The 24,674-nt window shown below is 57.2% G+C and carries 15 protein-coding genes; 5 read left to right on the top strand and 10 right to left on the bottom strand.

What is annotated here, in order from left to right; translation table 11 throughout:
- Positions 1-10: 10 nt before the first annotated feature.
- The 7 genes from ONV78_RS01650 to ONV78_RS01620 form a co-directional block, all read right to left on the bottom strand.
- Positions 11-784 carry an EAL domain-containing protein gene (locus ONV78_RS01650; RefSeq protein WP_279500553.1) on the bottom strand — a complete coding sequence of 258 codons (774 nt, stop codon included), beginning with the start codon at positions 782-784 and terminating at the stop codon, positions 11-13.
- 65 nt (positions 785-849) lie between these two features.
- Positions 850-1,722: a hypothetical protein gene (locus ONV78_RS01645; protein ID WP_279500551.1), complete on the bottom strand. Its 873-nt coding sequence runs from the start codon at positions 1,720-1,722 to the stop codon at positions 850-852.
- 2 nt (positions 1,723-1,724) lie between these two features.
- Positions 1,725-2,339 carry a hypothetical protein gene (locus ONV78_RS01640; RefSeq protein WP_279500549.1) on the bottom strand — a complete coding sequence of 205 codons (615 nt, stop codon included), beginning with the start codon at positions 2,337-2,339 and terminating at the stop codon, positions 1,725-1,727.
- An 11-nt stretch (positions 2,340-2,350) separates the two neighbouring features.
- Positions 2,351-3,514, bottom strand: coding sequence for a glycosyltransferase family 4 protein (locus tag ONV78_RS01635; RefSeq protein ID WP_279500547.1), 1,164 nt, complete (start codon positions 3,512-3,514; stop codon positions 2,351-2,353).
- A gap of 10 nt (positions 3,515-3,524) precedes the next feature.
- Positions 3,525-3,809: a hypothetical protein gene (locus tag ONV78_RS01630; RefSeq protein ID WP_279500546.1), complete on the bottom strand. Its 285-nt coding sequence runs from the start codon at positions 3,807-3,809 to the stop codon at positions 3,525-3,527.
- Positions 3,810-3,939: 130 nt separating this feature from the next.
- A complete protein-coding gene (locus tag ONV78_RS01625; RefSeq protein ID WP_279500544.1) occupies positions 3,940-4,791 on the bottom strand; it encodes a hypothetical protein in 852 nt (283 codons plus the stop codon).
- Positions 4,792-5,970, bottom strand: a complete 1,179-nt coding sequence (locus tag ONV78_RS01620; protein ID WP_279500542.1) for a glycosyltransferase — start codon at positions 5,968-5,970, stop codon at positions 4,792-4,794.
- Between the two features lie 278 nt (positions 5,971-6,248).
- Between ONV78_RS01620 and ONV78_RS01615 the strand changes: the two genes are divergently transcribed.
- Positions 6,249-7,874 carry a methyl-accepting chemotaxis protein gene (locus ONV78_RS01615; RefSeq protein ID WP_216735301.1) on the top strand — a complete coding sequence of 542 codons (1,626 nt, stop codon included), beginning with the start codon at positions 6,249-6,251 and terminating at the stop codon, positions 7,872-7,874.
- 69 nt (positions 7,875-7,943) lie between these two features.
- On the opposite strand, the gene ONV78_RS01610 is transcribed toward ONV78_RS01615, so the two are convergent.
- From ONV78_RS01610 to ONV78_RS01600, 3 genes are all read right to left on the bottom strand, one after another.
- The gene (locus ONV78_RS01610; RefSeq protein WP_279500539.1) at positions 7,944-10,322 is read right to left on the bottom strand and encodes a glycoside hydrolase family 9 protein; all 2,379 of its coding nucleotides are present in this window, start codon (positions 10,320-10,322) and stop codon (positions 7,944-7,946) included.
- Between the two features lie 112 nt (positions 10,323-10,434).
- The gene (locus ONV78_RS01605; protein WP_279500537.1) at positions 10,435-12,669 is read right to left on the bottom strand and encodes a glycoside hydrolase family 6 protein; all 2,235 of its coding nucleotides are present in this window, start codon (positions 12,667-12,669) and stop codon (positions 10,435-10,437) included.
- 160 nt (positions 12,670-12,829) lie between these two features.
- Positions 12,830-14,440 carry a cellulase family glycosylhydrolase gene (locus tag ONV78_RS01600; RefSeq protein ID WP_279500536.1) on the bottom strand — a complete coding sequence of 537 codons (1,611 nt, stop codon included), beginning with the start codon at positions 14,438-14,440 and terminating at the stop codon, positions 12,830-12,832.
- Between the two features lie 709 nt (positions 14,441-15,149).
- On the opposite strand from ONV78_RS01600, the gene ONV78_RS01595 reads away from it, so the two are divergent.
- The 4 genes from ONV78_RS01595 to ONV78_RS01580 all read left to right on the top strand — a co-directional run bounded on the left by ONV78_RS01595 (position 15,150) and on the right by ONV78_RS01580 (position 24,622).
- Entirely contained in the window at positions 15,150-17,342 is a 2,193-nt protein-coding gene (locus ONV78_RS01595; protein ID WP_279500534.1) for a marine proteobacterial sortase target protein, read from the top strand.
- Complete coding sequence (locus tag ONV78_RS01590; RefSeq protein WP_279500532.1) at positions 17,339-17,962, top strand: class GN sortase; 624 nt, start codon at positions 17,339-17,341, stop codon at positions 17,960-17,962. The genes ONV78_RS01595 and ONV78_RS01590 overlap by 4 nt, the downstream gene beginning before the upstream one ends.
- Positions 17,963-18,645: 683 nt before the next feature.
- Positions 18,646-20,253 (top strand): autotransporter domain-containing protein, encoded by a 1,608-nt coding sequence (locus tag ONV78_RS01585; RefSeq protein ID WP_279500530.1) that lies wholly within the window; start codon positions 18,646-18,648, stop codon positions 20,251-20,253.
- Positions 20,254-20,266: 13 nt separating this feature from the next.
- A complete protein-coding gene (locus tag ONV78_RS01580) occupies positions 20,267-24,622 on the top strand; it encodes a Calx-beta domain-containing protein (RefSeq protein ID WP_279500528.1) in 4,356 nt (1,451 codons plus the stop codon).
- Positions 24,623-24,674: the final 52 nt, after the last annotated feature.

Here is a 24,674-nt window from a genome sequence, read left to right as displayed (position 1 = left end):
ACGGCGGAGTTCAGAGGCCGGCGAAGATATGCGCCGGCGGATGAAACAGTGACTGAAACTGCGGTTTGGAAAAGTAATAGCCCTGCTGCAGATGAATGCCCAGATCCAGCAGCGCCTTGGCCTCATCCAACGTCTCCACGCCTTCGGCGATGACGGTGATGTCCAGCTCCCGGCACACTTCTGTGATGGCTTTGATAATGGCCTGGCGCGTCTTGTGATGATGCAGCTCACGCACCAGTTGCATATCCAGTTTGATGATGTCGGTCTCCAATTCCGCCAGCAAATTCAAGCCGGAATAGCCGGAACCGAAGTCATCAATGGCGACCAGAAACCCCTGTTTTTTGTATTCGTCCACGATTTCGCTGACATGGGGTAAATCCTTGATTTGTTCGCCTTCGGTGAATTCAAAAATGATGTGTGAAGTGGGGATGTTGTGAGCCCGGGCGCACTCCAGGGTGGTGCGAATGCAGAGTTCGGCGCGATACACCGCGTTGGGCATGAAATTGATGCTGACCCGCGTATTCAGATTCAGCTTGGCGGTCAGTTCGATGGCTTTGACCCGACAGGCCTGATCGAAGCGGTAGCGGTTGTGGTAATCGATCTGTCCCAGAATAGACGTGGCGCTTTCATTATTGAGGCCCCGCACCAGGGCTTCTTGCGCGAACACATTGCGCTCGTGGAGATTGACGATAGGCTGGAACGCCATGGAAAAATCGAAGTTCAAACCCGCACCATGCGCGCACTCCGAACAGCTCAACGGCTTGAAATTATGCTGCGCCTTCATCCCCCGAAAGCCTCCCTTGGTGTTAGTCGCGACCTGTAGTCAGTTTAGTACAGTCGAAGGGTTTTTCAGGATTGATCCCAGTTTCCTGCGCGCAGGGCGGCGGCGCGGGCGAACTGGTCGTCGAAGCGACGGGGAAAGGGCAAGAAGCGGTGTTTATGCCGGTATGGCTGCAACTGGCGGACGGTGTTGAAGCCGCAGGCGCTGAAGATGCGGTGCGCTTTGGCGAACCAGGGCGTGGCGGGATACACGCAGCGATGATCGATCTCGGCGGGCAGTTCCTCTGGGCGCTGCGGCGACAGCAGCACCAGCTTTGGGGACGTTTTTTCCAGGGCGGCGCTGTCCTGGGCCAACGCTGCCAGCTCCAGAATTTCCTCGGTCGAGCCAGCATGTACAATCAGCCACAGCGGCGGCTCCGATGAGTCGATCTGTACTGAATGCGACGCAGGAGGATCGAAAGGCGGATCATTCAGGCGCAGAGAGTCGATACTGTCGCAGCAGGCGCTTAACGCCGTCATATGATCATCGCGGAGCGGCTCCAGGCGAAAGCCCTGTCGATAACGAGGCAAGGCGCCGTGCAGCAGCGCGCTGTAGCGATCCCAATGCAGCAGTCGGGCGCAATGGATCAGCTCCGCGTCAGGAGGAAACGGGAAGTCGCACAACTCTCCCAGCAGGCCCCCAGGAAAGGCGTCAATGATGATTCGGCGGTAGGTTTTTTGCGCCAGCGCAGCGGACAGCCAACGGCGCACCTCTGCGGGATCTTTGCTGATTTCCCAGGGCGCCCGCAGAGGGTTGAATTTTGAGGATAAAGGCGGCTCCGTCTGGTTCCAGGAGGAGCTCATCGCGAGCGTGACGGGCTCATCGAAGCCGAGGGTGTGAATCAGCGCCTGGGCGCGGGTGATATGACCCAGACCGCCCCCCAGCGCGTAGAAGAAGATCATGGCTACTGCCGCATCAGGATTTCCGCCATCAGGATATAGCGATACTCCGGCAGGATGCGTTCGTCCAACAGCAGGCCGTAGGCGGACGACAGGCGGAAATCATTGATCCGGTAACGCTCGTCCTTGTCCGCGTCTTTGACTTTGATCTCTTTCCTGTCCTGACTCAGTTGCGCCTGACCGATAAAGATTTCCGATTCGCCGGACACGCGATACACCTTGAGCTTGTCGTCTTTCGTCTTGATTTTTACCGGGCGTTTTTCGTCGCCGTTGACGACGATCTTCAGCTTTTCGATGTCCCCTTTGACTTTGATCTCGCCATTGAGGCCGTCCGCCCGCAGCTTGAAGTCGTCGCCCTTGCTTTTGACTTCCGCCACCAGCGCGCCATTCGGGCCGTAATATTTCCGTTTGTCGTCTTTCAGCCTGGAACTGAGGCGAGTCATGACGCCGTGATCCCGATAGCGGATGGAAAGGTCGTCATAGTTCAGCGTGAATTCCACTACCAGATCGCCGCGGTCGTCTTCGACCGTGAGCGCCTGGGCGGCCGCTTGATGAGTCCAGAGGGCGGTCAGCAACACCAGCCATAGCATGCGCCAGGGTTGGAAAAGCGGATGAGACATACAGATATTCCTCAAAGACTGTGCAGGTGACTGACTTTCTGTTCCAGGGCGATGACCTCGCGGAACAGGGTTTCATAACGACTGATTTCCGTATCCAGATTCAGGCGTTGCGCAGCCAGCTCGCGGCAGGCGTCGGCCATCTCCTCCCGATGCGCCGGCGCAGCGGCGAATGCGCGCTTGATCGCGGCGACGCAGGCGTCAGTCTGACCGGGTTCAAACAAGAATCCATGCTGGTTGTCTTCCAGCACATCCGCCATGCCGCCGGCGCGGGACGCCAGCATGGGAACGCCAAGGGCGGCCGCCTCCAGCATGACGTTGGGCATACCGTCGTAGTAGGACGGGATGCAGACGTAATCGCAGGCGAGATAGTAGGGCAGCAACGTGTAACGGTCTGCGAAGGGAACGTGGCTGTAATCCAGCTCTGGCGCGTTATCGAGTTGCTCTTGCAGCATCGGCTCCATATCGCCCACCACCAACAGGTGCGCCTTGTCCGCCAGACCTGACCGCAATAGCGCGTCGATGAAGTAATCGCCGCCTTTTTTACGTTTGATGTGACCGAACATGCCCAGGGTCAAACGCGCCTCTGCGCCGATGCGCTCCTGACGCAGCGCCTGCGCCTGGTCGTAGTCGGATTGAATCGGGCTCCATGAAGCGAGATCAATGCCGTTGGCGACCCATTCCACGGCGGCGCCCGGCCATAGATGCTGAATTTTGGCGACCTTATCACGGCTTACCGCCGCCACCCGGGCGCAGGCGCGAATCGCTTTGTCCAGCACGGCGGAGCGTTTGGGGTCGAACACGGCGGCGTCAAAGTCGTTGCCGCGAATCAGCACCGACAGCGGTTTCTGCAGCCAGGCGGCGTACACCGGACCCGCCAGCATGGGTACATAGCCGCCGAAGGCGACCACGCCATCATAGCTTTCCGCGCCGAGGTGAGGCAGCGCGCACCAAAGACGATTCAGAGTATGGCTGACGTCCGCCTCCAGTGGACAGCGGATATTGACTCCGCCCAGCTTGCGCTGCGCATTCAGGTCGCGCCATTTGCTGCTGAAATGAACCAGATCGATACGCCAGCCCTGGCGACGCAATCCCGATACGATACGGTCGCAGCTTTGCGCCATGCCGCCCTGTTGTGGGAAATGATTCTGGGTCAGCCAGAGTAAGGTTCCGGTCATAGGCGCGCCTTTAGCTGTCGAACAGGTCGGCGGAATCATCGTCGCCGCCCAGGTCGTCCTGCATATCCAGCATATCGGCCCCGACGAAAGCGGCGGCTTCGTCCGCGCCGAATCCGTGGTCTTCCGTCAGCATATCGGCGTCGCCGGTGTCGGTGTAATAGTGCTGACGATAGTAGTAAAACCAGCGCGCGGAATTACCGCCGTCGTCGTCCGCATAGGCATCGTCCTCCATGTAGCCTTCGTCATCGCCAGTGTCGCTGTCGCCTTGTACGGCGCCGCATTCAGTACACAGCATTTCGCCTTCCACACTCATGGAGTGCCGAAGGCACATAGGACGCTGGCAGATGGAACATCTTAGAGCGGAGGGGGCTTCACATGGGCGCAGTACGAAAAATCCGGCTTTTACTTTACAGTTAATCATTGCATCACCCTACCGGTTTTAAACTCTTGTAAATCGCGGACACACCAACCAGAAACTCTTTGAGAGCCATTTTCTCGCCCGGGCGGGAGCCGCCCGGCGCCTGGCGGCGACATCTGAGCACGCTTCTGCGCTCTCCTTCTTTCTTAACCTGCGGCGCCGCGGCGCCCCGGCTGACCTGAGCCTGATAACGGTCGTTCTTGTAGCTCAGGCTGACGTCCATGCGGGTCTTGATCTTGTACTTGGTTTTCATTTTGATTTTGCCGCGCGGGTTGCGCTTGCGAATATTGCGGCGACGCACCATATCCAGCACTTCCCAGTTCAATACGCTGCCGTCGGCGAGGCTGAGGCTGCCCTGAAACCAGGGATCGCTGAACATGGATTCCTCCACTTTGGGATATTTATTCCCGGCTTTGACAAAGTTAATGCGCTTTGACAATAACTCGGGCCCTAATAGATCCACTTTCAGCTTCAACGGCGTTTCCGCATCGGCGTCCTGGCGCAGAATCGTCAGCAAGGGCAGCACGGAGTCGCGCAATCGATTGGGAATATCCTTGCCTTTCAAAGAAAAGAAGGCGATGAGACTAAAGACGAAGGCGACCGCAGAACCTGCGGCGGCGGGTGGAAACTCAGCGATAAGCGAGCCGATAAAGCCTACCACCCATAGGGCGATGGAGATACCCACCCATTTCCTGACGCTATCTCCGCTTTTGTCGCGAGCGGCTATGAAGCGTAAGCGCTTGAGCCATTCGTCGATGCTGAATTCCCCTTCGAGCTTTTTCGTGCGCATGGTTTCACGAAGGTATTTTTTTAACTCTGGGGTGGGCGCTGGCGCCCTTTGTTGCTTTGTTTTAGCCATCTACTTCCCCGATATCAGTTCCACATGAATTTTTTGCAGCGCCGCATTGGCGTGGGACCACTGCAGTCCCTCCGCGATTTTGCGCTGCGCCGCCGCGCCCATTTGCGCCACGGTGTCCGGATAGTCCAACAGCACCCGCAGTGCGCGGGCCAATTCCGCTGGCCGTTCCGGCGCCACCAGATAACCGTTCTCACGATGCTCCACCAGCTCCCGCACCACGGGAAGATCGGAAGCGATGACCGGCACGCCCGCTCCCATGGATTCCAGGATCTTCAGCGGGCAACATCCTTGATCGATATTGCGGGCGCACTCCGTGAGCGGCGCCACGCTGACGTAGGCGTTGCTGACCCAGGGCGCCAATTCTTCTTTGTTCAGACGGTGCAGCCAGGTGATCCGCTCCGCCACGCCCAGCTTTTCCGCCAGTTTTTGATACCCCTTCGCGCGTCGGGACTTCACCGAACAACAGATCACCAGATGCAGGTCCGGGATATCCTGCAGCCGTTGCAACGCCCGTAACAAAACATCCAGTCCCTGCCACGGCTGCACCGCCCCAAAATATAAAATATAGCGCTTTGGCGCGTCTTCGGGGCGGGCATGTCCAGGGTTAAGTTCCGTTCCGTTGGGAATCACGCTGACGCGTTCAGGCGCCACGCCGCGTCGCGCCAGGTTGTCGCGGATGACGCCGGAGGGGACCACAATGTGGTCCGCACGGGTCAGACACTCGTCCTCCAGCGCGCGGATTTTCCCCAGGGTGGCGGCCCCGACATTGGGGTAGGCCATGGGCAATTCCACGGAAGGCAGGCCGTTGACCTCGTAAACGGTGCGATAGCGTCCTGTGGCGTGGCGAACCAATGGGATACCGCTCCATGGATCGCGGAACTGGGCGATTTGCAGACTGTCCTGCATCCCGCCTTCCAGCACGCCCTGCAATTCGGCGCTATAGGCCAGCGCGCGATGCAGATAGTTATCCAGCAAGCGTCCGAAGCGCAGGATTTCCACAGCGCCTTCCCGTTGAAAGCGAGGTAGGCGCTCATTTCCCAGCACATAGAGCAGTCCGCCGCCTGCGGCGTCAAACAATGTATGCGCGGCCTGTTGAATGTGCGTGGCGGCGCCTTTGGCGGAAGGATAAACATCGAAAGCAGCGTACAGTGCGGGATGAGATTGCAGAGGTAGATTCACGTTGTTGCGCTTATTCCATGAGGCGGTTGTAGAGCGTTTTTTCTGAGGTTTGTTGACATTTTGTGCGCCCGCGCATGGGAGCGTTAGCGGATACTAGCAGAAACCGGCGCCAGGTCTCCACTACACTACGGGACTATAGGCGCGCCGGACAATAACCTCCCATGGCGTTGTGCTTTTCCGCAAGAGATATTTGTTTTTCCAGCAAATTCGGCTTTAAGAAACCAAATCCCTGTCTAGACTTAGAGAAAACGCTCATATCTTTTTCCGGGGTTGTGAACATGCACTTTAGACGTTTCAAAATCGGTCATCGCACCGCCGCCGGGTTTGTGGTCGCTCTCGCCTTTATTCTGGGGCTGGGCCTGTTTTCATTGAAGCAGATGTCGGCGATCGCGCAATCTTCAGCTGAAATTGCGGAGGACTGGTTGCCGCGCCAGCGGGTATTGGGAGAGATCCAGTCGTCCCTGAATTTTTTCCGCACTCAGGAGCTGCTGCACGTAATGGCGGAGTTCAATCAGGAAATCATCGACGCCGATGAACGCATGAAAGCCGCCCAGGATAAACTGGAAGGATTGATGGCGGACTACAAGAAAATGCTGGATTCCGACCAGGAGAAAAACCTGTTTGAAACCCTGACCGCCTCCTGGAAGAGCTACCTGGAAACCCACGACGAAATGATAGGTTTATCCCGGGTAAAATTTAAGGAAGAAGCGCGCGAGATGATGACCGGGCCCAGTAATGAAAGACTGGAGCAGCTGCGCAAGGTCTATGTGGATCTGTCCGACTATGTGGCGTCCGGCGCCGACTCCGCCAAAGGCCGCGCCAGCGAACTGTACGCCGCGACCAAGGAACTGATGATAATCGCTATCGCGCTGGCGGCGGTGATTACTTTCACCTTCGCGCTGGTGCTGACCCGCAGTATCAACAAACCGCTTAAATCCGTGCTGTCCGCCGCCCGGCGCATCGCCCGCAACGACCTTACCCAGACAATCGAAGTGGAAGGCCAGGATGAGATTTCCGACCTGCAGAAAGCCCTCGCGGAAATGCAGGATCGATTGCGTAAAACCCTGCAGAAAGTCACCTCGGCCGCCTCACAGGTGGCCTCCGCGTCGGAGAATTTGAACTCGCTGACGGAGGACGCCACCAACGCTCTGAATATGCAAAACAGTGAGATTCAGATGGCCGCCACCGCCGTCACGGAAATGTCCACGGCAGTGGACGACGTGGCCAAGCACGCCAACGACGCGTCGGAGGCCTCGCAAGCGGCGGAGTCCGCGTCCACCAGCGGTCGCAAGCAGGTGGGCGAAACCAAGCAGTCTCTGGAAGAGTTGACCAATTCCGTCACCAGCACGGGAGAAGAAATTCAGGCGTTGGCCACCCAGGTGGGAGAAATTAGCCGCGTGCTCGACGTGATTGGCTCCATTGCCGACCAGACCAACCTGCTGGCGCTTAACGCCGCCATTGAAGCGGCGCGGGCGGGGGAACAGGGACGCGGTTTCTCGGTGGTGGCGGATGAAGTGCGCGCACTGGCTCATCGCACGCAGGAATCCACCCGTGAAATCACCCAGATGATCGACAATATTCAAAGCGTCACCCGCAACGCGGTAAGCTCCATGACCGCCAGTAATGAGCACACGCATAAAACCTTGTCGCTGGCGGAAGCGGCGGATGGCGCGTTGGAGGAAATCATGCGTATGGTGGGACGCATTAATGAGATGAACCTGAGCATCGCCAGCGCGTCGGAGGAACAGGCGCATGTGGCCCGGGAAGTGGATCGCAATCTGGTGAATATCCGCGATGTGGCGGACCACACCGCGGAAGGCGCGCAGAAAACGTCGGCGGCGAGCCATGAGCTGGCGGATCTGGCCCAGGACCTCAACGGCATCGTCGCCGGGTTTAAGCTGTAGCCAGTAGTTATTTCGTAGCCATCGCGCTCCGCCACCTCTGCATGTCGAGGTGGCGGAGGTGTTCTCGCGCTATTGGCAGACGTCGCCTGTAACAGTCGGTGTTTGCGCCGTAGCGGACCCTTTCTGACCTACCATGCCGAACTCCACGTAAGCGCCGGGCTGGATGGTTTTATTCCAACCCAGAGGGCTCGCCTTGTAGGGATTTTGCCCGGAGAAATTGGCGTTCCACTGATTGTTGATCTGGGTTCCATCGCTGTATTTCCAGCTGACTTCCCATCCTTCAACTGGCGCTGATCCCTGATTGTGAATGCGGATCAGCGCGACGAAACCGCTGTTCCATTCGTTCTGCACAATGTATTCGCATGAGCCTTGCGAAGGCGCGTCCGTCAATGTCGCCTGTTGCGTTACACTGCTTGCGCCGCCGCGGCCGTCGGCGATCTTGAGGGTGACGTTATAGACCCCCGGCTCCGCGTAATCATGGCTGGCGGTCCGGCCTGAGCCGACGGCGCCGTCGCCAAAGTCCCATTGGTAAGTCAGCGCGTCGCCATCGGGGTCGCTGGAGGCGCTGGCGTCCAGGTTCAGCGTCAGGCCGGAGGCGTTGATTGAAAACGCCGCCACGGGATCATGGTTGGGGTCTGGATCAGGGTTATCGCCGCCTTCCGCGAGATCGTTGACGAACGCCAGGGTCCACACCAGCGCGCCGTTCCAGTTGATGGTGATTTCATTGGTGGACCAGGAGCCGATGTCGTCAATGAAGCAGGTTTGCGGTTTGCTTTCGCAGCCGGATAACGCCGCTTTCGCCACATCATCCTCTAAACCGGGGTTAGGTCCTCCCGCCAGTGCGCCGGGGGGCGCCCAGGGATAACTGCTATTGAGAACGCCGGCCCAAAAACGATGATGAGGCTGTTTGACTGCATGCGCGCCATGTCCGGTGACATAGGACAAAGACAGGGCGTTGCGGCCGAACAGGTAATCCACGGATTTCAGCGTAGCCTGAGCGTATTTGTCCTCGCCGGTGAAATCATAGGCCAGGGCGGTGATAGCCAGTTTGTTGGCCAATACATTATTGGAGCCCCAGTAATATTCCTCGTTCCCCAATGGCAGCAGATACCCTTGCGAATCAATGACTGCGACCAGATTGTCCGCCAGTGACACCAGCGTACCTCGGGCCCGCTCGCGCAAGGTCGCGCTGTGATCGCCGGGAACCATGGCCAGGGACATCAGAGCGGGAATACGGGTTTGCGGCCAGGCCCAGTCGGGCGCCAGATCCTCATCCCATTGAATGTCGTTCTTGTAGCTGGCGTCGCCGGTGGTGACGAACAGCTCCGCCGCCGCCCACACGAATTCATCGCTGACATCCTGATCCCCGTATCCGCCGCCGCCATTGTTGAAGTCGTCTTTGTAGATGACGTCAGGGTGCTGGTTGGCGGCTTGCCAGGCCCGTTGCGCAGCCGTCAGACAGCGGGCTGCGAAATCCGGGTCGATGTCTTGCCATATCCGCGCGCTCTGCGCCGCCGTGGCGGCCAGATTCAGGGTGGCGGCGGTGGAGGGGGGAACCAGATAGCGCTGACGCGGGTCTTCATGAGGCGCCAGCGGCAGGCCGGTCCAGTTTTCATCATGCATTTTGTGATGAACCATGCCAGCCAGGGCTTCGCCTTCCGGAACCTGCATCGCCAGCAGGAATTCCATCTGCCAGCGGGCTTCGTCCAGCAGGTCGGGGACGCCGTTGCCGCTTTCGGGAATATTCAGGGTTCCGTCGGCGAAAGCCTCTTTATGCTTGGCGAAGTATTGATTGCGTTCATAGGCGTTCAACAGCTTCCACACGGAAATACCGCCGTTGACGACGTATTTCCCATGATCGCCGGCGTCATACCAGCCCTTGGAAACGTCCAGGGAGTAATTGCAGGTTCCCGGCCAGCAGGGGACGTTGTAATCACCCAGGTTGGGCGCTACGCCGATGTGTCCCGCCGGACGCGCCAGCTTGGCGTCCGGCGCATAGCTGCTGCGTCCGCCGCCGGTAAACTGGGGTTCGATCTCAATGCCGCTGCGGTTGTGATAGTAGTAGCGGATGGCGTCGTACAACGGGCCGGAAAAGACCTGCTCGTCAATGGCGAAGGGATAACTGCGGTCGCCGCCGACCTTCAGTTCATAGCCTTCTCCTTCGATATCCACATTGGAAAAATCGATCTGGTGCAGGCGTTCGCCGGAAGCGGCGTCGGCGCCTTTGGGGGTGGTCATGCCGGACGCCACCAGGGCGCCATTGCGCCATAATTCCCAGGTTTGCGCGGTGTCATTTGCGGTGGCGTATACAGCGACTTTGGGCGCTTCCGGCAGATAACCGCGCTGGTTGACGCGAGGGTTGCCGTCGGCGGAATAAGCCTGGATCGGGGTCATGGCGGCGGCTAGGGCCAAACTTATAGAACTTAATAAAAACATTGGCGTGCGCATAATCAGCGTCTCCTTTTCAGGTTTTTTGTTGGTCCTCAGGCGATCCTCCCTGATCGCCCTGTTTCAGGTTCGTGCAAGCGGACCGAATCACCGGTCTGGCGTTTAATGCGATTTATTCAATCGGCGGATAAGCGTTCTCCACCAGCATGCGGAACTGCTCGTGGAACCAGTGTCCCGCCGCGGGTGCGCCCGCTTTGGCGCCGGTGGGGTACCCGGATTTGCCGACGTAATCGGGGCTGCACATGGGGTCGAAGCTCTTGCCTTCATCATCCGGCGTGGTTTGAGATGGATCGCTGGTGCCGTCTGACTCGCCGGGGGGCTTGATCCAGATGAAGGCGTCCACGGGCGCGTCGGCGCCGAATGGAGCAGCGCGGGGACGTTCGCCCACCCCGGCGCCGTCGGCGTTACACCAGTTGCCGCGATGGAAACGACGATCCAGGCGGGCGGCGGTAACATAGTTGTCCACCGTGCTTGCGGAGGCGTCCGGTCCCGTGGGGCGTTCGTCTCCACCCCAGCCGTTGCGGCTGGTGTCGATCAGCAGGCCGAGATCGCTGGGGAAGCCGGCGTTGACGAAGGCTTGATGCAGGTTGTTGGCAAAGCCTTTTTCGTCGAATTGAAGGTTCCACTCATAGAACTTGGAAGAGCGAACTTCCTGCCCGTTGATGCGCAGGCTCGGATCAGGCAGATAGACTTCCTCTGTTGGCGTGTAGTTGGCGACGTTGGAAACGAAGCCGTCAATGACGCTTAAATCGCCGCCGGAAGCCCCTTTGACCACTTGCGTAAATAACTGCACGGCGGGGCCGAAGTTACTTTCCCAACCCAGCCAGCCGGAATGGGCGATATCCAGATAGAGATAGACATTAGGCAGTTGCGACAGACGACTGATGGCGTACTGTACGCCGTCGACGTAAACGCCGTTTTGCGCCACCTTGGCGCACTCGGGAATATCGCGGTTGGTGACCAGATTCGGCAACGAGTCCGGCTCGATCACCGTGACGATGCGGATATCGCGGAAGCGGGGATCGGACATGACGTCATAGATCACGTCAATGTAGTCAGACTTGTAAATCGCCAGGCCATTCTGGTCTGAATGCAGCGTGCCGTTGGACGCCAATGCGGCGCAGTCCCGATCCGGCAGGTTGTACACCACAAAGGTGGCGGTGATGGGATCATCGCCGTCTTTTTGCGCCAGCGCCGCTTCCAGATGCTGTTCAAGGCTCAGACGACCGCCGTTGACGTCGCCGCCGTAGATGGCGTCGATACGGTCCAGCCATACTGCGGTGGGGGTGTCTTTCAATGTCGCCATTTTCGCAGCCAGAGAGGCGTCTACTTTAGCCATGGAAGCGTCCACCTGCTTCGCATAATCCGGGTTGATATAGGCCTTGGCGCCGGCGAAGGGATTGCTGACGTGCGCCGGATCGTCGCCGGGATCGGTATCGCCTTCCTCCACGGTGACGCTTTTGCTGGCTCTATCGCTTTGTTCGCCGTCGCTGACGGTGAGCTGGATGCTGTAGGTTCCCGCTTCCGCATAGGTATGGCTGGCGCTGACGCCAGAGGCCGTGGCGCCGTCGCCGAAGTCCCAGATATAGGTGAGATTGTCGCCGGTTGACGCGGCGGCGTTCACGCTGACGGTTTTATCCACCACGCTGCTGGTGAAGCTGGCGGTGACCGGGTCAGCCGTATCCGGCTGTTTCACGCGAATGCTTTGGGAAGCAGTGACGGACGCTGCGCCATCGCTGACAGTCAGAGTGACGTTGTAGTCGCCAGGATTTACGTAGTCGTGGGAAACCTTGACGCCCGTCGCGCTGGAGCCGTCGCCGAAGTCCCACTGGTAACTGAGCGCATCGTTGTCCGGGTCGCTGGAGGCGGAAGCATCGAAAACCACTGGCAATGGCGCGTCGCCAACGCTGACGGAGGCGGTGAAGGCGGCGACAGGGGGATGGTTATCCGGTGCGCCACTATCATCGCAAACGTCTCCAGTGACGACGGGAACCGGGGCGGCTGCGGCGCCTTTAGCGCCCTGCATGCCGAACTCGATGGTCTGGCCGGGAGCGATACGCCCGTTCCAGCTCATATTGGCGGCCCGATAAGGATTGGCTCCGGATAACTGGGCGCTCCAGGAGTTGCTTAGCAGCGAGCCGTCGTCATAACGCCAGGCGACGTCCCAGCCGTTGATTTCGCTGGCGCCGGTGTTGGTGATTTTGATCAGCGCCACGAAGCCGCTGTTCCACTCATTCTGCACGACATATTCGCACTTGGCGGCTTGTGCGAGAGGACTCTGCACGGCGGCGAATCCCAGGGAAAGAGCGGCCGCAAGGCCGTATCCCGATTTCATTGAAAGTTTCATTGGCGTTCCCTTTTTGGAGAAATAAGTCAGTCCGATATTCAAGCTTTTCGCTTTGTCGTTAGGGGCGCGGTGCGCCAGAAAAGCGCCTCAGGGCGCAATGAGCGGCGGCGATACCGCTGAACTCGCCGCAGTAAACAGAAACCAGAAAAATGCGCACGCCTCAGTTCGCTCCGCACTGGATAACGCGGGGTGTGCTGGCGGCGTCCCCTTTGACGCCCTGCATGCCGAATTCCACGCTGGCGCCGGGAGGGATCTCCGCATTCCAGCTCATACTGGAGACGTGATAAGGGTTCTCGCCGGATAACTCGCCGTTCCACACGTTGACGATGCGGGTTGCGTCTTCGTAGGCCCAGTCTGCTTCCCAGCCATGTAAGGGCGTTGTGCTGGTATTGGTGATGCGCATGGATGCGATAAAACCGGCGTCCCACTCGGCGCCCCACTCATTGACGAGTCTGTAGTCGCAGCTGACTTTGGCGTCGGTTGACGCTTCCACGCTTATGTCCACGCGCGCGGGAGTTGAGCTCAGGCCGTCATTGTCCAAGGCGACATAGGTGAAGCTATCCTCGCCGACAAAGCCGGGCGCGGGAGTGTAGGTCCAGAAACGGTCGGCGCCGACGAGCACGCCATGGCGGGGCGGGGCGTCAACCTGAAATGCGACGACAGCCCCGTCCGCGTCGCTGCCGAAAAGCGTTATGTCGAGAGAGCGTCCTTGGGTGACCTGTAAGGACTGAGGAAGCGTTTTAGGCGGCTGGGGTCCGGTTTCTCCGCCGGTGAAAACACTGGCTGGCTTGGCGGTGGCGCGGATGCCGTAGGCGCTGTTGATGAGAAAATCTCCCCAGGGCGTCAGGCGGTTGGCGTCAAAATCATGGGTAATGTCCAGTGATTCCGTACCGCCGCTGTTGCCTGACCAGGACCAGCCCAGGTAACCGATGCGATAGAAATCCGCCAGCTCCAAGATGGCGGCTTCATCCACCTCTTCCCCTTGGTGATCGGCGCCAAACTCTCCCACCACCAATGGCAACTTGTGGACATTGACGAAGGTGGACAGGTAGTTGTCGATTTTGCTGCGCTCGGCGTACACCTGATACATGTGCACGCTGAACACCAGATTTTGCAGCGGATCTGTAGCGAAGACTTCCGGCGCCTGCTGCAGCATGGTTTCCCGCCAGTCCTGACCCCAGGTGGGCGCGTCCACCATTAGCGTGTGGGTGAAGCCCGCATCGCGCAGACGCTGTATCGCTTCCTGGTGAATCTGCGCCCAGGCGGTGGTGGGAACATTGTTGCCCAGGGGCTCATTGCCAATGTTGATGATGACGTAATCTTCCTGGCCCATGAGTGTGTCTTGAATGCTCAGCCAGTAATCCACGGCGGCGGACAACGGCGCCGCTTCCGGCTTTTCGCCATAACCGGTGACGTCATGCACCTCCAGTACGGCGATCATTTTTCTGGCTTTGCATTTGGCGATGATGCGCGCGACTTCCTCGGCGGAAGTGCTGGGCCATTGGTGGCCGGAACCCAGGACGATGCGAACTGCGTTGGCGCCTGTGGCGGCGATGTCCTTTAACGCTTGCTCCGTACGATAGGCGTACCAGACATGAGGATGATTGATCCCGCGCATGACGAAAGGCTTGTTGAAGCCATCCAGCAACTGTCCTTCATGCACGTGGAAACCGGCGTAAGCGCCCGGCGAAGCGAGCGTCGTCGCCAGACAGCCCAGCAGTAATTGGCGTGGTTTGCAGCGGGTTAGTCTCTTAAATAGCTTTCCTTTCATACAAGATTCCTCATTTCCTGGTCGCCACTGCTCAATGGAGATATCGATCGGAGTGGCGTATATGAAAATGTTTTCAAAAAATCCCATGAATTCCCTGTGCTTTATACGTTTTTCCCGTCTTATAGGAAGACTTTCCTGATTCATGAAATTTATTGGTATTACAGTGGTATCTGACTATCTGCCTAAGCAATGCGAGGCGCTTTAGTTAGACACTTGTCTATTTGAAAACGTTTTCAAATTAATTTCAAAAAAATGCCCGAATCGAAGGGCTTTAACAGTAAAAATCCTAGACCCAGGTCCCCAATCCCGCAATAGCCACTTTGGGTTAGGTTTTATGGGTGGCGCTTGAGAGATATCTCACACGCTTTGCAGACAAGTCGGCTATCTCTCAAACGGCGAGATGACTAGTATAGAAAGCGTAGGGACACGGATGCCAAAGTAAGGAAACGCAGCAAGGAGGCGACAAGGAAGATCTTAGTCAAAAGGAATGGATCAGGAAGGCATCAAAATCAAAAGGCGCGGCAAGGAGCTGCGCCTTTTCTTTTTGCGTTTAAAAACATCCATTTGAAGTTTTACCCCAGCCAATATTCTCTTCGCCACATTTCGTCATAATTCATCCTTTCACCTGCCTTAATTGGCCCGGTGGCCGCCTTTTGTGAGCTACATACTGCAGGCACGCTTCGCTCTAAAAGAAAAAAGGAACGCCTGCATGCTAAACGCAACCTATATCCATGCCTCCCTGTTTCGGGGATGGGTGGTTTTCGCCTTGCTCTTATCGACGCTTTGTTGGACCAGTCTCGCCCGCGCGGTAAATGGCGACTGGTCGGATGTCGGCTCTGGAGAGTTATTCTTCCTGGAAAACGACGCCTCCTCACCGAACTATCTTCCCGCCGTCACTTTGTCCACCAGCTATGACGCCAATGTGGCGGGCCTGATCGCCACGACGGAGATGACGCAGACATTCCGTAATGACTCTCAGCAATGGCGGGAGGCGGTATACGTGTTCCCATTACCGGAGGATGCTGCGGTATTCAGCATGGAGATGCAGGTGGGAGACCGGCTGATTGTCGGCAAGATCGAAGAAAAGCAAAAAGCCGAAAAGGTGTATCAGCAAGCAAAAGCACAAGGCAAAAGGGCGGCGGTTGTGCATCAGCAGCGTCCGAACCTGTTCACCCATAAGGTCGCCAACATCGGTCCTGGAGAGATGATCACACTCACTTTGCGGTATCAGCAGAATATCCGCTACCGCGCTGGCGCATTCTCGTTGGCTCTGCCCTTAACGGTGACGCCGCGATACATCCCCGGGTCGTCAGCAGCGCCTGCCTGGTCTGAAGAAGATAAAAACCGTCTGCGCAACGAGTTGCGCTCTCATGAGCGCACGTTGATTAACGACAGCGGCTGGGCGCCGTCGACGGATCAGGTAGCCGATGCACCAGAAATCACGCCGCCAACAATTATGGCGGAGGATTTGGCGACGCCTTCCCATCAAGCGCACATCCGCGTACACCTGAATCCCGGTTTGCCTCTGGAGTCGATTGAGAGTGCTACGCATCGTATTCAATGGGTGCAACAAACCAACGGCTACGAGGTTTCTTTGGAGTCTAACAAAGACATCCTCATGGACCGGGATTTCACATTGACCTGGCGCGTGAGGCAGGGAGCGGAGCCGGAGGCGGCGTTATTCAAAGAAGTGGTGGGCGATGATGTTTACGCGCAATTATTGTTGATGCCGCCGCAGTTTTCCGATGAAGGCTTGAGTCTGCCGCGAGAGCTGATCTGGGTGATTGATACTTCCGGCTCCATGGAAGGCGTGTCTATCCAGCAGGCGCGTGAGGCGTTGCTGCAAGCACTGGATACGCTGACGCCGCGAGATCGTTTCAATGTGATTGAATTCAACTCCAGCGCCCGCAAACTGTTTCCACAAGCGGTCCCCGCTCAGGAACGCGCACTGCAACAGGCGCGCCGCTTTGTGCGCAGCCTCAAGGCTGACGGCGGCACGGAAATCGCCGAGGCGCTGGACCGCGCTCTAAGCGATGCAGCGCCGGAAGGCTATGTGCGTCAGGTTGTGTTTCTGACCGACGGCAGCGTTGGCAATGAAATGGCGTTGTTCAAGCAGATTGATCAGCAGCTTGGGGATTCGCGTTTGTTTACTGTGGGCATTGGTCCATCGCCCAATCGCTTTTTCATGCGTAAGGCGGCGCAATTCGGCCGTGGCGCGTATAGCCACATCAACGATACGTCGGAAGTCAGCGCCAAGATCGAGGAGCTGAGCGACGCCTTGCGGCAACCGGTGTTGCGGGACGTGCGCCTGGAGACCCCCGTCACGCCGAACGCAGAAGTCTATCCTGTGGCGATTCCTGACTTGTATCGCGGTGAGCCGGTGCAGTTGTTGTTCAAGGTGGAAGACGGCGCAGGGATGTCAGAGCTGCCCGCTTCGATTCAAGGATTCGGCGTAGGATTGCTGCAAGACGAACAGCCTTTGTGGCTACGCAGCCTGGATCTGCAACAGGCTGCGCCAAGTCAAGGCGTAGCGCGGGCCTGGGCGCGTCATAAGATTGACCACTGGCTGGATCGCAAAAGCATGGGTGAAACGGAAGAAAGTGTGCGAGACACCGTGCTGCCGCTGGCCTTGGATTTCGCCTTGATGAGCCCCTATACCAGCTTTGTGGCGGTGGAAGAGACGCCAGCGCGTCCCAGAGACAGTGAGCTGGAGAGCAGCGCCGTTCCTAACTTGGCGCCACAGGGCCTGTCTCCGAATATGGCGCGTATGCCCAGAACCGCGACCGCTTCGCCTCTGATGATCCACGTGGGTGTATTCTGCCTGACGGTGGCGGGTCTGCTGGGCTGGAGGGATATACGGGAGCTGAGAAATCGTAAGCATCGTCTCGGGAGGCGCGTATGACTTTGCCAAAGCGCGCCGCCGCGTTGATATTTCTTCTTGTCGGCGCGGTGAGTCTGGGCGGTGGCGGATATATCCAGGCCAAGGCCTGGCTGGCTCAGATACTGCTGGAGCAGGCATGGCGGGATACCCTGGCGGCACGCGCTTTCTCAGGTGAGGAAGCCGTGGCGTACAAACCCTGGCCCTGGGCGGACACCTACCCAGTGGGACTGATGGAGGCGCCGCGGTTGGCGGCGCGCTGGGTGGTGTTGGAAGGCGCCAGCGGACGTAATCTGGCCTTTGGTCCGGCCCATATGGAAGCCAGCGCAGTCGTAGGAGAGCCAGGCATGGCGGTGGTCAGCGGTCACCGCGACACTCACTTTCTGGCCTTGCGCGATCTCCGTGAGGGCGATGTGGTGCGCTGGCAGACGCCTGCGGGCCAATGGTTGGAGTTCAGCGTGACCGGGGCCCAAGTAGTGAATGCGGATGAAGTCATGCTGGCGCTGCCCGGAGCGGATGCCGCATCGTCGGCGATGCCGCCGCAACTGGTGCTGACGACCTGCTACCCCTTTGACGGCCCGGTAGGGGGACCGTTGAGGAAGCTGTTTTATCTGGAGCCCGCCCCCCAGACTGTTGCGTTATAGATGAAAAACAGGAGCTTACGATTGCCGTGTGAGATATGGCGCCGGTGATGGTGAGACATATCTCAAGGCGATGAGTGAATGTCTCACAACAGGTAGCGGATATGTAGCCTGTTGCGATCCAGGGCTGCTGACTAATATAGAAAGCGTAGGGACACACACCAGACGTAAGGACACGATGCAGGGAAGCAACAAGGATGAATAACGAGCCATAAGGAACGGCAAGGGAAGCATTTGATGCGGAAGCGCGGCACGGAAGCCGCGTTTTTTATTTCAGTCCGGCTCGGGCGCCTTTTTCCTGTCACGTTTCAACCTTTCGCTAAGCTCGTATTCATCAGCTCTGAGAGAACGGCTTCCCATTCCTGTCATTTTTAATCTTCCTTCTGTAGAGTTAATGTAAATTTTCGTTAACTTTTTTGACGCCTTTGCATACAATCCCTCGCTATAGGTGATTGATAAAGCCACTAATTCAAAAGTGGCGGTTGCTATAGCCGGTTTAATCAATCGGTTACGGAGTGTGGTGACAATACGGAAGTTGAAGGGTTAATCACTTTATCGCCCTCAAAATAATCACAATTTCAGTTCACACTCACTTTCCACCCTGCAAGACGAGACTGCGCCAATCATGGCGGGTTTTTCTGCGGGCGCGCGCCGCCACCACAAATAGTTTTAGATCAGGGTGTCAGATGATCAGATTCGTATCTCGTGTTTTGCATGCCGGTTTGACTTCCAGAAGCGCCATTCTCGTGGGCTCATGCATTGTGTCGCAGTCATTGTGGGCGACTCCTCCCAGCGCGGTCGATGACTCGCGTACTATGGCCTCTGACAGCAGGCTTACCATCAATGTATTGGCGAATGACTTTGACTCCGATGGCGACGCTATCCGACTGGTCAGCGTTGGTTCGCCGGATAACGGCTCCACCACCGCCAATGCGGACGGCAGCGTGCGTTATATCCCCAATTCAGGCTTTATCGGCTCTGATACTTTTACATATGTCATTGAAGACGACGCGGAACCTGCCACCCGTTCTACCGCCACGGTCACCGTCACCGTCGTCGACAGCTCTGTGACGCCTTTGGCTGATGGAGATAATGATCGCAAGGTCGCGCAAGCCTTTGAGAGCGCTTGTGGCAGCTTGAATTCGCAGACGGATGATGAAATTTCCGCTGGCGGCAGCTTGCTGTTGGCCCGCTGTGAAGGTCTTTCCCAGTTAGGCATTAATAATCCTGAGCTGGTGGCGGAAGCGCTGAATAAGATCGCGCCGGAAGAGACCTCTTCGCAAATGCGGAACTCCGCATCCTCCAGCCGTTCGCAAAACAGCGCCGTCAGCCAGCGTCAAAAACTGCTGCAGAATGGCGCTACGGGCTTTTCATTAAATGGCGTTGCCTGGAATGGCGCCGCCAGCGGCGGCGCAGCAGGTGAAGAGTCCAGCCCCTGGTCGCGAGTGGGCGTGTTCGCCAACATCCAAAGAGAAGGCGGTGAATACGATAAAACTGGCCTGGAAAGCGGTTATGACTATTCCGGCGTGGTGCTGACTCTGGGCGCCGACTACGCGTTGCGTCGTGATCTGTTTGTCGGCGGCGCTTTCGGTTGGACCCACACTGGCGTCGATTACGCCAACCAGGGCGGCGAACTGGACACGGATATCTATACCTTCCTTGGCTACGCCAGCTATTTTGTAGGCGATTTCAGTTTTGACGTGCAGATGGGTTACGGCGCAACCCGTTTTGACTCCAAGCGTCGCATCGCCTACACCGATCCTACCGGCGATGTAGACGTCACTGCTGTTGGCGACACCAGCGGCGACCAGTTTCTCTTCAATACCCGCGCGGAATGGCAGTGGTCGCGCAATGCGCTAACCCTGAGCCCCTATGTGCGTTTAGATTATCTGAATAGCAATATCGACGGTTACGGCGAGAATGGCGCAGGCGGTCTCAATATGACCCTCAGCGAGCAACGCATTGATCAGTTGACGCTGGCGGCGGGCGTGCAGGGAACCTACGCCATCAGCCGCGACTGGGGTGTATTGATTCCTTCTTTCCAGCTTAGCGCTCTGAGTGAAATTCATTCTGATCGCGATGCGGTGACGGGACGTTTTTCCTACGACCCAGATCCGAACAATCGCTTTGATCTGCAAGCGGACTCTGAGGAGTCGCTGTTTTATCAGGCCGGCGTAGGAACCACTGCTGTGTTGCCTCATGGCCTGTCAGTGTTTTTGGAATATCAGCAGATATTCGGATACGAGCATCTCACCGCCTATCAGGTGCAGACCGGCGTGAGATACGAGCTATAACAGGGAGTCAGTCATGCTTAAGAAATGCCTATCCTTTTTCTCATTATTGATATTACTGCTGTCGCTGTCCGCCTGCGGCGGCTCTTCCAGCTCGACGGACGACGCGCCGGCGACGACGGATGGCGGCGCGACGCCGACAGAACCGACAGACCCTACTGATCCCGGCTCGCCCACACCGGGCGGCGATTCGGGCGCAGCGCCTAAAGTCAGCGCCGGCGGCAACCAGTATGCCGACCCCAATGTCGTGCTGTCTCTCGCGGGAACGGCGGAAGCGCTGGAAGGCGCTGAAATCGTAAGCACTACCTGGACTCAGGTGTCCGGGCCGACGGTTTATCTGTCCACGCCCAGCAGTCTGAGCAATATGATTCTGGCCCCTGACGTCACTAAAACCCAGACCTTGAGCTTTAAGCTGACAGCGAAAGACACCAAGGGCAAAGAAAGTTCGGATATCGCCAGTATTGTGGTGGAGCCGCTCGCCAGTTTCGTGCGAGTGACTGGCTCCAGCGTTGATGAGGCGGCGGGTCAGGCGACTTTGAAACTGATCCTGAACCGAGCCTCCAATGCGCCGGTCACGGTGCAATACATGACTCAGGATGGCGCCGCCACCAGTGGCGTGGATTATGTCGCCGCTTCCGGCTCGGTCACCTTTGAGCCCGGCGAAACCGAGAAGACGATCGCCATTGAAATCATTGATGACGAAGATGAAGAAGCGGACGAGCCCTTTACCGTTCGTATTACTGCAACGGAAAACGGCGTGGTCGCCTCAGCTGTGGGCACAGTGGTCATTCGTAATGGAATGGATACCGCGCCGGAACTGAAAGAGCAGAATATCGCCTTTGTTTCCGCCGGCCCCTTGAACGGTTTGGTTGGCGGCAGCCTCACTAATGTGATCGACGAGGAGGCGGCGCCAGGTTCGGGCGCCGTTTCTTATGCGACCGCTGACGAAAGTATCGCGACCGTGGATATTTCCTCCGGCGTGGTGCAACTCAAGTCCGCAGGCTCCACCGTGATTACCGCCGTCAAGGCGGCGGATTCTGAATACAAAGCCGCGCAGGCGACTTATACCGTTGTCGTAGAAAAGCGCCCTGGAGAGGTCACTTTCGCGACATCTGGGCCATACGCCGTCGCCTATGAGGATTCCTTCACCAATATCGCTACAGGTATTGGCTCTGGCGAAGTACGCTATGCTTCCAGCAATCCGTCCGTCGCCAGCGTCACCTCTGGCGGCGTTGTGACGATTGTGGGCGTGGGCAGCGCCGTCATTACCTCCACGCAGCTGGCGGATGACGTCTATCTGGAGGCGACCGCCACCTACGCTATCGAAGCGGACAGAAAAAACCTGAGCCTGTCTTTCAAAGATGTTGGCCCTGTAGCGGGCGTCATTGGCGGAACCTATACCAACACCTTGTTGGGTAATAAAGGCTCTGGAGCGTTGAGCTATCTCAGCAACAATACCGAAGTTGCGACCGTGAACGCTGAGACCGGCCTGGTATCCTTCGTAGGCGAGGGTAATACGCATATTTCGGTAATCAGAGCGGATGACGACCTCTACAAAGCGTCCACGGCCACTTACTCTGTTTCGGTGGGTAGAAAAATCCAGAGCATTGCCTTTGTAAATCCTGGGCCAGTGGAAGGAGTCTATGGGGAAACGGTTAGTAACCCCATCGCGGAAGGCGCTCCCGGCAGCGGCTCCGTAACTTACTCCTCCAGCAATACCTCTGTGGCGTCCGTTAATGTTGAAAGCGGCGTCGTACAACTCGTTGGCGCAGGCTCCGCTGTGATCACGGCGGAAAAGGCGGGCGATTCCGTCTACAGCAGCGCAATCGCCAAGTACACCCTGACTGTCAACAAGAAGGCTCAGACGCTTTCGTTAAGAAACCCAGGGCCTATCGAAACCAATGTTGGCAACATCGTGACCAATGGCGTGACTGTTGTTGAGGGCGGCTCCGGCGCCTTGTCCTATAGCGCTGATGCGGAAACGGCGATTGAACTGGACAGGGAAACCGGTGAAGTGCACGCCGTCAGCGTAGGCGAAGCCCTGATCACCGTCACCAAAGCCGGCGACGCTAACTATAACGCGGCTTCCGTTAGCTATCAGGTCATCGTTGGCAAAGGCGTGCAGACCATCGCCTTTACGACGTCAGGCCCTGTGGCGTCCACCTTTGGCGACACCTACACTAACGTCATTACCAGCGGGGCCCCAGGGTCTGGCGCTTTGACTTATGCTTCCAGCAATGAAGGCATTGCGACAATAAACAGCGCTACCGGCGAAGTGACAATGGTCGGTGTCGGCAGTGTAGTGATTACCGCCACCAAGGCGGCGGATGCGAATTATGAAAGTGCAGAGGCCAGCTACACCATCAATGTGGCGAAGAAGACGCCTGCCCTTACTTTTGGCAGCGCAGGTCCATTGAGCCTGACTATTGGAGAGACCCTGACCAATGCAGCCACCAGTACGTCTACTGGTGCAGTGACCTATAGCGTTGGCGATTCCGCCATTGCGTCAGTCGATGTGGAAAGCGGCCTGGTGACGGCGCTGGGGGTTGGAAGCACATCCATTATGGCGACACAGGCGGGGGATACGAATCACAACGCCGCCAGCGCCAAATATTCGCTGAATGTCAGCAAGAAAACGCAAACTATCTCCTTCACGCAGCCAGGCCCTCTGGACGGCGTTTATGGCGATACGCTGACCAACGCCATTAAAGAAGGCGCGCCAGGAACCGGCGCTCTTCTCTATGCTTCCAACAATACCAGCGTCGCGACGGTAAATAGCGAAACGGCTGTGGTGCAATTGGTAGGTGTTGGTACGGCGACGATCACCGCCACGAAGGAAGCGGACGCGACCTATGAAGCCGCCACCGCCAGCTATACGATTACCGTGGCTAAGAAGGACCAGGTTATTACGTTTGAAAACCCAGGGCCAATCTACACGATTGTTGGTGATGCGATAAATAACCCCGCTGGCACAGTTGAGGGGGGCGTGGGAGTTATTACATACAGCGTGGATAAGCCCAGCGTACTCGAACCTGGCGCCACCGCTGGCGTCTATAACGTGGTGGGAATGGGAGAGGCTGTAGTAACCGCGACCAAAGCTGGTGACGCTAATCATAATCCCGTCTCGCTGAAGTACTCTGTCTCCGCAATAAGCGGCACGGTGAAATTCGTAGCATTTTTAGGCGAAGTGGAAACGGAAGTAAGAGTGAGCTCTGATGTCCTTGACGCTTCCATTGGTGAACTCTCCCTCTTTAGCTCGACTGAAGCTGGATGCGATATTACTAATCCTAGTTTATGTGAAAACGCAACAACGACTTCTATCGCTGGCGTTAGTATCACAGAGCCGGTCGCCAGACTTGATAGGACTGCGTATTACTGGTTAATGAATGGAACGAGCCCCAGCTCCAGCGTAAAAATTGCTCAGGGTGAAGGCGAAACCGCGAGTGAATTTGAAACGGTGAATAGTGTTCTTCCTCAACGATTTAATCATCAAATTGTCGAGTTCAAAAACAAACTATGGCTGATTGGTGGGATGCAACCAGCAGGGGAGGTCAGCGAGCCTCAAAATGATGTTTGGAACTCTTCTGATGGCGTTTACTGGAGTAAAGTGGCGACGATTGGATCGGAAGGCCTAAGCGAGCACGATGTGGTAGTTTTTAACGACCAGATCATCGTCTACAACAACGCCAATATATGGTTCTCCACAGATGGCGTGACATGGAATAAGCGCGATACTGATGCGGAGTATGGAGTTAGAAAAGATCAGGGATATGTGGTGTTTCAGGGCGCGGTTTGGAGTGTCGGTCATGCTTCTGGAGATGATTTCCCTTCCATATGGAAAAGTATTGACGGCATAAACTGGCTCAATCAGGCCGATTTGGAGGGCATGTCATTACGGGGAGATTACAAGCTTGCCGTGATGAATGACAAGATCTGGATGGTAGCGGACGCTGCGGAGGGCAGTGTTCTCAAAAGCGATGTTTGGGAGACTCCCGACGGCGTTAATTGGACGCAAGTTTTGCCGGAAGGTGAAACGGCGTTCGGAGGCCGAATTTCCCACACATTGTTTGCCTATGATGGAAAACTCTGGGTGATTGGAGGTAGTGGGTCTGGGGTCATCTTTAACGACGTCTGGACATCTACGGACGGCAAGACATGGGTGTCTGACCCCAAGGCATCCGACTTTGATGCAAGATATGGGCATCAGTCACTACCTTTCGGAGGGCATTTATGGATATTCGGTGGGACTGTTGATTCTCTTAGCTTTTCCTCTCGTGTCGGCACTTGGCGCTCAGTAGATGCATTGGATTGGCGTCGTGTAGTGCGAGGCGCTTTCTCCTACCTGTCAGAAGGCGAACCCACGCCCATGTAATCCAAAGGATTGTCATGTTCAAGAAACGCCGGCCTCGCGCCGGCGTTTTCAT

It is taken from the genome of Hahella sp. CR1 (assembly GCF_029813005.1).
Lineage (GTDB): Bacteria > Pseudomonadota > Gammaproteobacteria > Pseudomonadales > Oleiphilaceae > Hahella.
Note: the sequence above shows the minus strand (reverse complement) of the source record. Positions and strands in the feature narration are given on the sequence as shown.

Coding starts and splice junctions, on each gene's coding strand:
- ONV78_RS01650 (WP_279500553.1), bottom strand. CDS start 784: ATGAAGGCGCAGCATAATTTCAAGCCGTTGAGCTGTTCGGAGTGCGCG.
- ONV78_RS01600 (WP_279500536.1), bottom strand. CDS start 14,440: ATGAAAGGAAAGCTATTTAAGAGACTAACCCGCTGCAAACCACGCCAA.
- ONV78_RS01610 (WP_279500539.1), bottom strand. CDS start 10,322: ATGCGCACGCCAATGTTTTTATTAAGTTCTATAAGTTTGGCCCTAGCC.
- ONV78_RS01625 (WP_279500544.1), bottom strand. CDS start 4,791: ATGGCTAAAACAAAGCAACAAAGGGCGCCAGCGCCCACCCCAGAGTTA.
- ONV78_RS01595 (WP_279500534.1), top strand. CDS start 15,150: ATGCTAAACGCAACCTATATCCATGCCTCCCTGTTTCGGGGATGGGTG.
- ONV78_RS01580 (WP_279500528.1), top strand. CDS start 20,267: ATGCTTAAGAAATGCCTATCCTTTTTCTCATTATTGATATTACTGCTG.
- ONV78_RS01585 (WP_279500530.1), top strand. CDS start 18,646: ATGATCAGATTCGTATCTCGTGTTTTGCATGCCGGTTTGACTTCCAGA.
- ONV78_RS01645 (WP_279500551.1), bottom strand. CDS start 1,722: ATGATCTTCTTCTACGCGCTGGGGGGCGGTCTGGGTCATATCACCCGC.
- ONV78_RS01615 (WP_216735301.1), top strand. CDS start 6,249: ATGCACTTTAGACGTTTCAAAATCGGTCATCGCACCGCCGCCGGGTTT.
- ONV78_RS01590 (WP_279500532.1), top strand. CDS start 17,339: ATGACTTTGCCAAAGCGCGCCGCCGCGTTGATATTTCTTCTTGTCGGC.
- ONV78_RS01640 (WP_279500549.1), bottom strand. CDS start 2,339: ATGTCTCATCCGCTTTTCCAACCCTGGCGCATGCTATGGCTGGTGTTG.
- ONV78_RS01605 (WP_279500537.1), bottom strand. CDS start 12,669: ATGAAACTTTCAATGAAATCGGGATACGGCCTTGCGGCCGCTCTTTCC.
- ONV78_RS01630 (WP_279500546.1), bottom strand. CDS start 3,809: ATGCTGTGTACTGAATGCGGCGCCGTACAAGGCGACAGCGACACTGGC.
- ONV78_RS01635 (WP_279500547.1), bottom strand. CDS start 3,514: ATGACCGGAACCTTACTCTGGCTGACCCAGAATCATTTCCCACAACAG.